This is a genomic window from Halanaerobium saccharolyticum (assembly GCF_003259895.1).
Lineage (GTDB): Bacteria > Bacillota > Halanaerobiia > Halanaerobiales > Halanaerobiaceae > Halanaerobium > Halanaerobium saccharolyticum_A.
This window is the reverse complement of record NZ_QLME01000005.1, coordinates 76,823-90,480: the sequence shown is the minus strand read 5'-3', so window position 1 is coordinate 90,480 and position 13,658 is coordinate 76,823. Positions and strand designations below refer to the sequence as shown.

Genomic DNA, 13,658 nt, shown 5'->3' with positions numbered 1-13,658 from the left:
AAGATCTCTATTTTGATACCCAATTTTTTTAAAATCAAATCTCTAAATTTTCTCCTGAATAACGATGATCTTCTACTCTTTTAGTAACTTTAATTTGATCCATTTTTTCCAGCAGCGGTAAAGCATAACGCCTGCTGCTGCCAATTAAATCCCTGAATTCAGCTAGAGCAAGACTTTCATTTTCTCTAAAATAATCTTTTAATATTTTTTTGAGTTCAGCTAATACACTAATGTGAAAATATAATTCTGAAGAAAGACGAATTAAAAACCCTTCATTTTCTAGATAATTAAATAATTCTTCTTCAAGTTGATAATTATTAATTATCTCTGTTCTGGTAGGTGGAGAAAAAAGATGCTTTTTATATTTTTTGATAACTTTATCCTTAATCTCCTTCATTTCAGGACTCAGTTTTATTTGAAAACTACTGTGAGCAATTAAATTGTTTTTTTCTTTTAGAAGCTCTTTATTATATAATAACTGAAGTAAAGAATCTAATTCTTTTCTCTTTAATTTAAAATCCAGACGGGAACGAAGTTCTTCTTTTTTTATACCCGGTTTTAAACCGTATTTCTGATTGTAATCAGAGACAATCTTCAATATTTTTCTTTCTACATGTTTTAGCTTAGTTTGATGAATATAACTTTTTTCAGTAATCAACTCCAAAATTTTTTCCTCAGCAGTCAGTTCGTTTAAAATTTCTTTTAAACTTTTATATTTTAAAGTAGTTTTCTTTTTTAATGACTCTATTTCTACCGGTTCATTTTGATTATTTTCAATAAATAATTCTACAACTCTTTTTAGAGAAGCATTTTTTAGTTCTTTTAACTTATTTACAATTCTGCTGTCGTCAATTTTCCGCCTGGGAGGAGGATCCAGTTCTAAAATTTCTCCCCCACCAATTGTGGTCAGAGGAGAATTACGTCTTAATACAAATTTTTGCTTAAAAACCAGAGCTGCTGCTTTTTCAAGTATTAATGTAATATAAACTTTTTCTCCTGGAAAAGCTTTCTTTTTATTGTATAAATATATTCTTCCTCTTGTTTCTAAAGCTGCAGTATGAAAATGAATCTGATCTCCATTTTTTACTGTAAAATTAAGATTTTCTACTAGCCTGAGTTCTCCCTCAAAAAATTTGCTTTTCAAAAGAGAATTTGGCTCAGCAATGATGTCCCCTCTTTTAATTTCTGATTTATCTATTCCACTGATATTAATTCCTACTCTGCTGCCGGCATTGGCCTGCTGTTCCTCTCGGCCGTGACTTTCTAAACTTTTGATTTTTAATCTTTTTTCTGCTGGATAAAGACTTAGTTCATCTTCTGCCTTAAGCTGACCACTAAATAATGTTCCAGTCACCACTGTTCCTAAACCTTTGAGACTGAAAACTCGATCAATTGGAAAATAAATAATTTCTGATCTCTGCTGCTGATCCATTCTTAAGGCAGTCTTGATAATTAATTCTTTAAGTTCATTAATTCCTTCTTCTTTTGTAGAAGATACTCTGATAACTTCTGCAGTTTCTGCAAAGCTATTTTTAAAATGATCTCTTAAATCCAATTCTATTAACTGCAGCCACTCCCTGTCCACCAGATCAATTTTAGTCAGTACAATAATTGCTTTTTTTACTCCCATCAGATCCAGTATAGCCAGATGTTCCTTAGTCTGCGGCATTACCCCCTCATCTGCTGCCACTACTATCAGTGCCAGGTCAACCCCGGCTGCAGCAGAAAGCATTTTATTGACAAATTTTTCATGCCCTGGTACATCAACAATTCCCAGTTTCAAATTTTCTGCTCTAGTTTTTTCGTTTTCCAGATGGGAAAAACCATTTTCTATCGAAATTCCCCTTGCTTTTTCCTGATCCAGTCTGTCGGTCTCATCACCAGTCAGTGCTTTAATCAAAGTACTTTTTCCATGATCAATATGGCCTGCGGTCCCAATTATAATATTTTTCTGCACTTAAAACACCTCTGCCAGTATTTTATTTATTGAAAAAGCCAGCTGATCAAGCTGCTTCTCTGGTATCGTTTTTAAATCAAAAATTGCTTCTCCAGCTTGAATTCTAGCAATTACAGGAGTTTTTAACTGTCTGAGTCTATAGACAAATTTATCAGTGCTCAGATTCCCTGTATCAACTGCCAGAGCATAACTTTTAAAGGTACTCAAGGGATAAGCACCTCCACCGACCTTTGCTTCTGATTCAATTATTTTAAGATTAACTCCAGCTGGTGTTTCAATTTTGGATTTTAGTTTTTCGGCTCTGTTTCTAACATTTTTGGTTTTTTCTGTAAGCAGCCTCAGTGTAGGAATTTTTTGTAGAGCTTCTTCCAGATTATAATATAGTTTTAAAGTTTCCTCTAAAGCAGCCAGTGTCATCTTATCAACCCGTAGAGCCCGCATCAAAGGATGCTGCTCAATCTGAGAAATATATTTATCGCGTCCAACAATAATTCCAGATTGTGGTCCACCCAGTAATTTATCTCCACTAAAGGTTAGTATATCAATGCCTGCTGCAATCCCTTCCTGAACAGTTGGTTCCCCGGGGAGACCATATTTGGAAAGGTCAAATAAGATACCACTTCCCAGATCTTCAATTACAGGTAAGTCATGCTGATGTGCTGCTTCAACCATTTCCTCTGCACTGACAGAATGAGTAAAGCCCTGAATACGATAATTACTGGTGTGAACTTTAAGCAGGGCTCCTGTTTTTTCGCTAACTGCATCCAGATAATCTTTTAAATAAACCTTATTGGTAGATCCAACTTCTTTTAAAATCGCTCCACTACTCTCCATAACTTCTGGAACTCGAAATGAGCCACCAATCTCCACCATTTCACCTCTGGCGATAATAACTTCTTTTGCCTCTGAAATAGAACTTAAAACTAACATTACTGCCGCTGCATTATTGTTGACCACCACAGCAGATTCCGCTCCAGTTAAATCCTTAAGCAGCTGTTTAATTCTATTGTATCTATAACCTCTACTGCCGCTCTCTAAATCAAATTCCAGTGTAGAATATCCCCCTGCAACTTCTTCAACTTTTTTTAAGGCGTTTTCAGCCAGCAGCGAGCGACCAAGGTTGGTATGGAGTATGACTCCTCCAGCATTGATCACTTTTTTAACTCCTTTTTCCTCTTCTGATTCCAGCTTTTTTAAAACTGAATTTAAAACTTCACTAACTTCCAATTTCTTTTGTGCAATCTCTACTCCTTCTGTAAGTATCATTTCTCGTATTTCTTCAAGCTCTTTGCGTAGAATTTTTAAAAACCTGGCTCGCGAATATTTTTTTATAATTTTCTCTGCCTTTTTTGCTGCTAAAAAATCATTTATAGCCGGAATAGATGCCAATAATTTTTGTTTATTCATTTTATTTCCCCCAGATTTAATCTTTCTATTAATATTTATTCTTTTAAAAAGAATAAATTCCTCTTAAAAAGTACATTATAACGAAAAGCCCACTCTGCTCGCAAACAGAGTGGGCTTTTCACTTCTCCATTCTTAAATAACTATTGATTATTTAAAATGAAGTTTGTCGAGGGAATTTCGACAAATTTATTTAATTGTCTTTACCCAGAGGCCGCGCTCATAACCTTTACTGTGGTCTGTTTCCAGACAGTTAAAACCCAATCCCCGATAAAAACAAATTAATTTTTCGTTTTCTAAAGAAGAATAAAGCTGAAGGTAATGAGCATTTAACTCCTTTAGTTTTTCAACAGCCTGTTCAAAAAGCATTGTTCCCAGTCCCCGATTTTGATAATCAGGAGAAACGGCAAATCTTTTCAAAAGGTAGCGCTTTTCACTGATCTCTTCCAGCCTGAGTGAAGCAATTATTTGCTCACCATCACTCAGCACCAGAACTATATTGTTTTCTAAATCTGCTTTTACAGCCTGCATTTCTTCCTGCAGGGCAGAATTAATAACTTTTTCCTGGTCATTGTGATCATTTTTTTTCTTTGCATAATCTGCAAAAGCCTGCTGCATCAAAATATGAATTTCTTCTGCATCAGCTAAACTCCCCTGTCTACATGTATACTTGCACTGCCTGCCCACTGCTGTCATCACCTAAATCACTCCTATAATGTAGCTGTCATGACAGCTTTTATTGTATGCATTCTATTTTCTGCCTCATCAAAAACCTTAGAATATTTACTCTCAAATACCTCTTCTGTAACTTCCATCTCTTTTAAACCATATTCCTTATATATTTTTTGACCATTTTCAGTCTCAATATTATGGTAGGCAGGTAGACAGTGTAAAAATATAACATCCGGGTTTTCTGTCATTTTAATCATGTCCATATTTACCTGATAAGGAGTTAATAGTTCAATTCTTTTCTCGAATTCAGATTCCTCACCCATCGAAACCCAGACATCAGTATAAATTGCATCTGCTCCTTTTACTCCTGTTTTTACATCAGCTGTTAATTTAATCTCAGCACCTGATTTTGCAGCAAGTTCTTTACATTCTGCAACCAGATCTTCCTCAGGCCAGAGCTTTTCTGGAGCAACAATAGTATAATTAACTCCCATAATTGCTGAACCGACCATTAGAGAATTAGCCATATTATTGCGGCCATCACCGGTATAAACCAAATTCAACCCTTCTAATTTACCGAAATTTTCTTTTAGAGTTAAAAAGTCTGCCAGAATTTGAGTTGGATGATAGAGATCAGTCAAGCCATTCCAGACAGGAACTCCTGCATATTCTCCCAGAATTTCCACAGTTTGATGTTCATAACCTCTAAATTCGATTCCATCAAACATTCTTCCTAAAACCCTGGCTGTATCAGCAACAGTTTCTTTTTTGCCCAGCTGAATATCATTTTTACCAAGATATTCGGGCATTCCACCTTCATCCTTTGCAGCAACTGCAAAGGCACATCTGGTTCTTGTAGATGGTTTTTCAAAAATTAAAGCAATATTCTTTCCAGACAGATTATCCCCTTTGATTCCTGCTCTTTTTTTGGCCTTTAAATCTTCTGATAAAGTTAATAGATAATTAATTTCTGCTTTAGAAAAATCTTTTAGTGTTAAAAAATTTCTTCCCTTTAAGTTATAAGCCATAATAATCTCCTCCTTGAATTCTTTCTGGCATAAAATATGTTTTCTTCCCTACTCACTTCTCAAATTTACTTTAATAATTTAAATTACTAAAATTTAGAGTTAAAAAAACTTATCAGCTGCATAAAAAATTTAAACTAAAAAATCCCCGCACTCTTATCCAATAAGAGACGAGGAATTACCCGTGTTACCACTCTAGTTGCCAGTTAAAACTGACCACTCTAAAACTTAACGCGTTCAACGGCTCTACTTACTGTTTTCAGAAGAGCTCCTCCTGAGTGCGCTTCAAAATAACCTGCCTATCGGACTCACAGCTGTTCCGACTTGCTTTAAAGCAAAATTATTTTTACTCTCTCAATCAATGGATTTCTACTATTATATCATAAATCTTATTTTTTATTATTATATAGTCGGAACATAAAAATTGCAAGTCTTTTTAAAAAGTAAAAATATTCTGACAACATCTAAAAATCAATTAACTTCCAATTTCCCTTTTTAAATCGATAAAATACAGGCTGCATGGTTAAACCAATTGCAGCCACAGCAGAAGCCCCCAGCCTACCAACCATCATCATATCAACAATATGGGTAATTGTTGCCAGAGAATGTTCGGCTATTACAGGCCAGGCAAGCTTAAATATTACCTTTTTAGTTGAACTATCTTCATTAATAATTGCTTTGTTATCTGCTGCCACCTGATCACCTTCAAAATTTATTTATAATTAACTTTCAAAATAAAAACCATTCTGAGTTACAACTCTTGTTATCTCGGGATGGAAATAACTTTTAGATCCCGCTTTTTTATCAAAAAATTTGAGTGAGGCAAATGACAGTAAAAATCCTAATCCCGATCCAATAATTCCTGCTATTTCTGCATTAGTAATGATACCTGTCAACCAGCTGCTGCCGGCAAAATAACCAGCTATAATCGCCACTAAAGGAAGTAAATAAACAACAAGGGCAGAAAATAAAATTGGGCGAGCACCCATTTCCAGTTCAACTGTACTTCCAACTTCTGCTCCAATTGGATCATTAACTAAAACTTCCATTTCCTCTACCTCATGTGAATCATCAGCCAGCATACACTTTTCGTCACAGTGGCTGCAGGCAGAAGTCCTTATAATTTGAACCAGACTTTGACCATCTTCTTTTTTAATTACTCTGGCTTTTTCTTTCATCTATAACCACTCTTTCCTTATAGAAAATTTTGATTCAAAACAATGTTAATCTATTTTACCAAAAATTGAAGCTAAAATAAAGAACACTTATCACATTCAGAACATTTTTTTAATAAATAACTATTACAGCGGGGACATTTAATTTTCTTAAATTCCTTCATTCTATAACCACAGGTGGGACAGACAATTTTCTTATCCTCTTCTGGTTGAATATTTAAATCACAATTATCCATCCTAAAACACCTTCTTCCCTCTTAAACTGCCAGAATAATTAAAAGTAGAATAATTAATTATAAGCTTACAATCGGTACTTCAATATAAATCCAGGCAGTCCAAAATTATTAAAAAATCAGTAAATTAACAAGTCCACCTGTAATAAAAGCAGTAATCCAGCTTCCAAACCAGATATAAACTGACTCTTTAAAGTTTCGTTCCTTAATCATAATCATCATTGCTGCAATACAGGGTACAAATAAAGTTAAAGTAATTAAAGAAATAGTTATCTGGGCTGGTGTTAGAGCAATTGAGGTTAAGCCAGCTGCTCCAAAATCACGCCGGATAATCCCCATCACAAAGGCGGTTGCTGTTTCTGCAGGTAGTCCAAGCCAGTTAACTGTTATTGGTTCTGCTCCCCTGGTAATCAGGGCCAGCAGACCTGTTTTCTGCATTACAGTAATCAATGCAGCACCCAAAACAAAGATTGGCCCCGCTTCTTTAACAAAGGCTGCTGTCTGTTGATAAGTTTTATTAAAAACATTTTTTAGATCCGGCAGCCTGATTGGGGGTAAATCAATTAATAAGTCACTTGACTCTCCGGGTAAGACCTTATTCAAAAAAGTTCCCGCCAGGACGTAAACTGCAAAAATTGTCAGTACATAAACTAAGATGTAAAAGACATCAAGTTGTGCTATTAAGCCTGCTATAACACCAAGCTGGGCCGAACAGGGAATTGCCAGTCCCAGAAGAAAAATAGAAATAATCCTCTCTCTTTTTGTTCCCAGTAGTCTGGTGGTAATGGTGGCCATTGTTACACAGCCAAAACCTAAAAGCATCGGGATAATTGCCCGACCATTAAGACCAATTTTCTGCAGCAGGCGATCCATAAGTACTGCAATTCTTGGTAAATAACCGGAATCCTCCAGAATAGAAAGCAAAAAGTAAAAACCAGCTACCAGTGGTAAAAGTAATCCAAAGATATAGGTTACCGCCATAGTTAAAATTCCGTATTCACCTGCCAGAAGCTGGCCAAAAAAGTTTTCCAGTCCAATAGTATTTGCTATTATATTACGCACAAAAGGCTCATAATTTTCAACAAAAATTAATTCTTCCGTAACTCCGACAACTGTCTGGGCCACAAAAACTCCAATAAATTGATAAATTATGTATAAAAGCACTAAAAGCATCGGAATTGCTGTTACAGGTTTTAACATATAGGCCCCAATTTTTCTGGCCAGCTGACTGGTATTTTGATCATAACTTAAGACCTGATCGGTGATCTGATCCACCCGCTGACGGCGAGCAGTGTATATTTCTTCTCTCAGTGCTGGAACAGTTTTTAGGCTGGAATACTGAGAGCGAATATTTTCATCTTCTTCCAAAATCATTAAAGCATCGGCCTTATTTCCAGTCTCTGACTCTACATTTTTTACTTCCTCTGCTAATTCCTGATTATTAGTGAAAATACTGTTTCCTTTTGTTGCTTGATCAATTGAATGTTTAAGCTTATCTAAACCTCGATTTTTGGCAGCTGTTGTTGGAATAACTGGAACTCCCAGTTCTTTTTCCAGAGCCTCCAGGTCAATAGAAATATTGTTTTTTTCGACCTCATCCATCATATTTAGCGCTACAATTATTTTTTTATCCAGGTCAATAAGCTGTTGAGTTAAAAACAAATCGCGTTCCAGATGACTTGCATCTACAACATTAATTATAATATCTGCAGACATAATAATATCCCTGGCTACTCTTTCCTCATCATTTATGGAACCGACTCCATAAACTCCTGGAGTATCATAAACAGCCGCATCACCCATTTTGCCGCTGCTGATATCAAGGGTAGTCCCGGGATAATTAGAAACACTGACATAAATACCTGTAAGGTAATTAAAGAATATTGATTTACCTACATTAGGATTTCCAGCCAGTACTATCTTTTTATCAGCCTGCAGTTCAGTATCTATCTCTGTTTGACCGCAGTGACTCAATTAAATCATTCCTTTTTTCTTAACACTTATTTTTTCGGCAGTTCTGCGACCGATAGCAATTTCCTGTAAGTTCTTTTTTAAGATTACAGGACCACCGGGCATCAAACCTGCACATTCAATTTCTGAACCTTCACTGATTCCAAAACGTAAAGCCTGTAAACGGGTATCCTTATCCTCAATTTTATCTATAATAAATTTATTTCCATGTGTCATATCAACTAGAGTCATTAATTTTTCCCTCCTGCTGCTTTTTGAAAATCATTTTGTGAATTTTTATTTTAATTATTAATATAGTATATTAATTTATATTCTAACTTCATTATACTGAAAACGATTTTCAAAGTCAACAGATTTCGTTAATTAATAGCTAATTTCTCAAGTTTATAAACAACTATTATTAATAAGCAAACTCCTGGAAGCTGAATATCCGATCAGTTCCCAGGAGCTAGACTTTATTTATTATGTTTTCGTACTATTTCGACACGATTCGGGTGGTACACAGTACCTCTACGTTTTACTCAATTACCAGATTCACTAATTTCTTTGGAATATAAATAGTTTTAACTAAATTTCCATCCTCAAGATAAGACTGGATTTTGTCTTCTTCCATAACCTGTGCTTTAACTTCTTCTTCGGAAGCATCAGCAGCAATATTAATCTTATCTCTTACCTTACCATTAACCTGGATGACAATTGTAATCTCATCCTTTTTGAGTGCTTCTTCTTTATATTCCGGCCACTGATCTGCATGAACATTTTCCTGATGTCCAAGATACTGCCAGAGTTCTTCCGTAATAAACGGAGCAAATGGTGCCAGTAAAAGAACAATATTTTCTGCAGTAGCTTTAATTAAGGCAGTATTAGTTTCTTCAGCACTGCGGTCATTTAAATAAGAATAGACTTCATTTGTTAACTCCATAATTGCGCTAATTGCTGTATTAAAGTTCAATCTTTCTCCTACATCTTCAGTTACTTTTTTGATGCTGGCATGCATTGTCCGATAAAGTGTTTTAGCATCTTTATCCAGGCTGTCAGGATCAACCTGAGTTTCTTCATTTTTGATCAGTTCAAGATTTTCTGTGACAAAGCGCCAGACACGATTTAAGAAACGGTCAGCACCTTCAACTCCCTTATCACTCCACTCTAAGTCTTTCTCCGGTGGTGAAGCAAAAAGTATAAATAGACGAGCTGTATCAGCACCGTATTCGTCTAAAATGTCTTTAGGGTCAACTACATTACCTTTTGATTTGGACATCTTGGCCCCATCTTTAAGCACCATTCCCTGAGCCAGCCAGTTAGTAAAAGGCTCAACATGTTCTGTCAGATCCATATCATGAACTACCTTGGTAAAGAACCGAGCATATAAGAGATGTAAAATTGCGTGCTCAATTCCGCCGATATATTGATCAACAGGGAACCAGTTATCTAAATTTTCTTTTGTAAATGGTATTTCATCATTTTTAGAATCTGCATAACGCATAAAATACCAGGAAGAATCAACGAAGGTATCCATAGTATCAGTTTCTCTTTTAGCCGGGCCGCCACATTCAGGACAGGTAGTATTAACAAAGCTGTCTACTTTTTTCAGTGGTGACTCTCCGGTTGGAGAAAACTCAACATCATGTGGTAGTTCAACCGGTAGATCTTGCTCAGGAACTGCTACAGTTCCACAGTCGTCACAATAAACAATGGGAATTGGAGCTCCCCAGTAACGCTGACGTGAGATTAACCAGTCCCGCAAGCGGTAATTGGTCTCTACTTTAACAAATCCTGCTTCTGAAAAATCTTCAGCCATTTTATCAAAAGCTTCTTCTACCTTTAAACCATTATATTTACCGGAATTAATTAGATAACCATCTCCGGCATAAGCTGCTTCCATTTCTGAACCAACCAGCTCTTCTTCCTGATCTTCTGGCTGAATTACAGCTTTAATATCTATATTATATTTACGGGCAAAATCAAAATCACGCTGATCGTGAGCTGGAACTGCCATAATTGCACCAGTACCATATCCCATCAGCACATAATTTGCTATATAAACAGGAATTTTTTCGCCATTAACAGGGTTTTCTGCATAAGCACCGGTAAAGATACCCAGCTTTTCAGTTTCAGCAGAAGTTCTTTCCTGTTCTTTCTGCTTTTTAACCTTTTTAACAAATTCTTTAACCTCATCTTCTTTTTCAGTTCCGGCGGTTAATTCTGAAACATAAGGATGTTCGGGTGCCAGAACCATATAGGTTGCTCCATATAGAGTATCAGGTCTGGTTGTAAAGACTTCTAATTCCTTATTCAGTTTGGGCAGCTCAAAATTAACTCTAGTTCCCTCACTGCGGCCGATCCAGTTTTTCTGCATAGTTTTTACTTTTTCCGGCCATCCTTCTAAAAGCTCATGGTCATCTAAGAGTCTTTCGGCATAATCAGTGATTTTTAAGAACCACTGTTCTAAGTCACGGTGATCAACCTCTGTTCCACAGCGTTCGCAAGATTCATTTACTACCTGCTCATTGGCCAGCACTGTCTCACAGCTTGGACACCAGTTAACAGTTGATTCCTTTTTATAGGCTAAATCATCATTAAACATCTGAGTAAAAAACCACTGAGTCCACTTATAATAATCTTCTGCTGCTGTAGTTACTTCACGATCCCAGTCATAACTTAAACCCATAGCCTTCATCTGTTCTTTCATATGGGCAATATTATCCCAGGTCCATTCTTTGGGGTGAATATTTCCATGTTTGATAGCTGCATTTTCTGCAGGCAGCCCAAAAGCATCCCAGCCCATTGGATGTAATACATTATAACCCTGCATTCTCTTATAGCGGGCAATAACATCACCAATAGAATACACTCTTACATGCCCCATATGTAAATTGCCGGAGGGGTAAGGAAACATTTCTAAAACATAATAATTCTCCTTATCCGGATCATCTCCAGTTTTATGTAAATCTGAGTCTTCCCAATTTTTAAGCCATTTTTTCTCTACTTCTTGAAATGGATAATAGTCCTGCAAAGATCTTCACTCTCCTCATTTAGTTAAAAATTCATCTATTTATTTGACTAAAATTATACTCCCATTAGTTTATTCGTTTTCTTTATCTTCCTGACGCAGTATTTTTTCTGCATCTGACCAGAGTCTTTCCAGATCATAATATTCTCTTTCTCTTTTATGAAATACATGCACAATTACATCAGCATAATCCATCAGGACCCACCTGGCATCATCCATACCCGCAATTTTTTTAGGTTCAAGTCCTTTTTCAGACAGTTTTTCATCAATCGCTCTGGCTATAGCCCTCACCTGCTGGTCAGAATTAGCACTGCAGAGCACAAAATAATCTGCAATCACCGTTAAACCCTGAACATTTAAAACATCTATATCCTCTGCTTTTTTATCATCAGCTGCATCTGCAGCCAGTAAAGCTATATCTTTAATACTTAAATCTGACATTAATAATTCCTCCTTATACAGACTTTTCATAGCCTGCTCCAACTATAACTTCTATTTTTTTAGCTGAATCTTCTTCAGCTTCTTCAACAAATTCGGCCTGACCACCCAGCAGCTCTGCAATTTGAGAAGCTGTTTCCCTGTCCTTCTGAGTGTAATACTTAATAATTGAACTTTGATAATCATAACGATCAGCGTTTCCTATATCAGCAATCTGAAAGCCATATTTTTCTAACAACTCTGCTGTATTTGAAGCTGCACCAGCTCTTCCAACACCATTTAAAACTCTTAGCTGATATTCTTTATTTTTAATATATGATTTATTTCTAACCAGACTATCTACCATTATCTCTGATTCTTCAATATCAGGTACCCAATAACTGATTCCATTAATATACCTTGCTGTACCCGGCAGCATCTTAGATTCTATCTGACTTAAATCAATTTCTTTAGCAGTATTTAAAAATGGTGTTATGTCCTGGATAGGAATATTAGTATTTACTGCTTCATTTGCCTCTTTAATAATCCCTGGTATTTTTGGTACTATAGAGGGAGAAAGCAGTTTCGACAAAACAGCATCAATAAACTTTTGCTGCCTTTCAATTCTACCAATATCTCCTCTTGCATCACGATAACGAACATACTGCAGGGCTTCTTTCCCATTTAAAGTCTGCTGACCGGCCGGAATATTAATATAAAGACCTCCTGCTTTATCAACATAATTTAAATTCCGGGCTACATTTATATTTACTCCACCCAGACGATCAATAATTTTCTCAAAACCGGTAAAATCCGTTTCTAGATAATAGTCGATGTCAATCTTCAGCATTTCTTCCACTGTTTCCTGGGTTAACTCTATTCCACCATAAACATGAGAAGAATTCAATTTAGTAAAATTTCTTTTATCCGAATCTATATATGTATCACGCGGCAAAAAAACAAGACCCGCCTCATTACTTTCTACATCCAGACTAATTAAAATAATAGTATCTGCTCGAGAAGGACCATTAACATTTGAGTCATAACCTACAGCAAGAATATTGACCTTGTTTTCTTTAAAAGGCCCACTGGAAGAAATCTGACTTAACTCGTCATTCCACAAAAATGGTATAGCAACACCGATAATTACCAGAAATATAACCAAAGCTATATATTTCCAGTCAGTTAATTTTTCTATCATTTATTAATCACTTCTTTTTAATAATTTATTTCGGAAATCATTTGAATAAGGATGGATAAAATTATTCTGCTCAAGCTGATATTTAAGAATATGAGTTGTAATTGAATATAATCCAGATTCAAAATCTCTTTCGATTTCAATTCTAATTTCATCTAAACCGTCAATTTCTCTATCTTCAGAAATAAAATCTGCTGCATAAATAACCTGGGCTATTTCCCCCATTTGTGGATGGCCCAGGGTATGAAAGCGAATTGCTTCTAAAATTTTCGAATCAGTTATTCCAAAAAAATCCTCTGCCATCACTGCTCCTGCTGGTGCATGCAGCACTGGAGCAATCTCTAACTCCAGCTGATCAGGCTCCCATTTTGAATTTTTAACAATATCTATTAATTCAGTATAACTTTTACTTTTTGCAATATCGTGCAATAAAGCAGCTGTTTCTACTTTTTTGAGGTTAAGATTTTGTATTTCTGCTATTTTCAAAGCTGCTTTAAGTACAGATAGCGTATGCTGAAATCTTTCTCTACCTAATATCTTTTTTATTTTTTCTAAATTAAGATCAGAATTTAGTTTCTCTTTTTTTAATGACATTT

General features: G+C 35.7%; 13 protein-coding genes and 1 other annotated feature. All 13 genes read right to left on the bottom strand.

Features of this window, described 5'->3' with window-relative positions:
• Positions 1-34: 34 nt before the first annotated feature.
• Positions 35-1,957 carry a selenocysteine-specific translation elongation factor gene (gene selB / locus C7958_RS05290; RefSeq protein WP_111571620.1) on the bottom strand — a complete coding sequence of 641 codons (1,923 nt, stop codon included), beginning with the start codon at positions 1,955-1,957 and terminating at the stop codon, positions 35-37.
• A complete protein-coding gene (selA, locus tag C7958_RS05285; protein WP_111571619.1) occupies positions 1,958-3,364 on the bottom strand; it encodes an L-seryl-tRNA(Sec) selenium transferase in 1,407 nt (468 codons plus the stop codon).
• A gap of 186 nt (positions 3,365-3,550) precedes the next feature.
• Complete coding sequence (locus tag C7958_RS05280; RefSeq protein WP_111571689.1) at positions 3,551-4,057, bottom strand: GNAT family N-acetyltransferase; 507 nt, start codon at positions 4,055-4,057, stop codon at positions 3,551-3,553.
• Between the two features lie 14 nt (positions 4,058-4,071).
• Positions 4,072-5,061 (bottom strand): ornithine carbamoyltransferase, encoded by a 990-nt coding sequence (gene argF, locus C7958_RS05275; protein WP_111571618.1) that lies wholly within the window; start codon positions 5,059-5,061, stop codon positions 4,072-4,074.
• Between the two features lie 160 nt (positions 5,062-5,221).
• Positions 5,222-5,429, bottom strand: a binding site (T-box leader).
• 93 nt (positions 5,430-5,522) lie between these two features.
• The gene (locus C7958_RS05270; protein WP_243834295.1) at positions 5,523-5,753 is read right to left on the bottom strand and encodes a hypothetical protein; all 231 of its coding nucleotides are present in this window, start codon (positions 5,751-5,753) and stop codon (positions 5,523-5,525) included.
• Between the two features lie 27 nt (positions 5,754-5,780).
• A complete protein-coding gene (locus C7958_RS05265) occupies positions 5,781-6,236 on the bottom strand; it encodes a SoxR reducing system RseC family protein (protein WP_111571617.1) in 456 nt (151 codons plus the stop codon).
• A 71-nt stretch (positions 6,237-6,307) separates the two neighbouring features.
• Positions 6,308-6,469, bottom strand: a complete 162-nt coding sequence (locus C7958_RS15605) for a hypothetical protein (protein WP_166668494.1) — start codon at positions 6,467-6,469, stop codon at positions 6,308-6,310.
• A 108-nt stretch (positions 6,470-6,577) separates the two neighbouring features.
• On the bottom strand, positions 6,578-8,440 hold the full coding sequence (feoB, locus tag C7958_RS05260) for a ferrous iron transport protein B (protein WP_111571616.1): 1,863 nt from the start codon (positions 8,438-8,440) through the stop codon (positions 6,578-6,580).
• Positions 8,441-8,668 carry a FeoA family protein gene (locus tag C7958_RS05255; protein ID WP_111571615.1) on the bottom strand — a complete coding sequence of 76 codons (228 nt, stop codon included), beginning with the start codon at positions 8,666-8,668 and terminating at the stop codon, positions 8,441-8,443. It lies immediately after the preceding gene.
• 286 nt (positions 8,669-8,954) lie between these two features.
• Complete coding sequence (gene leuS / locus C7958_RS05250; protein ID WP_111571614.1) at positions 8,955-11,450, bottom strand: leucine--tRNA ligase; 2,496 nt, start codon at positions 11,448-11,450, stop codon at positions 8,955-8,957.
• Between the two features lie 69 nt (positions 11,451-11,519).
• Complete coding sequence (gene rsfS / locus C7958_RS05245; RefSeq protein WP_111571613.1) at positions 11,520-11,888, bottom strand: ribosome silencing factor; 369 nt, start codon at positions 11,886-11,888, stop codon at positions 11,520-11,522.
• Positions 11,889-11,901: 13 nt separating this feature from the next.
• Positions 11,902-13,065 (bottom strand): LCP family protein, encoded by a 1,164-nt coding sequence (locus tag C7958_RS05240; protein ID WP_111571612.1) that lies wholly within the window; start codon positions 13,063-13,065, stop codon positions 11,902-11,904.
• A 3-nt stretch (positions 13,066-13,068) separates the two neighbouring features.
• Entirely contained in the window at positions 13,069-13,656 is a 588-nt protein-coding gene (yqeK, locus tag C7958_RS05235; RefSeq protein ID WP_111571611.1) for a bis(5'-nucleosyl)-tetraphosphatase (symmetrical) YqeK, read from the bottom strand.
• Positions 13,657-13,658 lie beyond the last annotated feature (2 nt).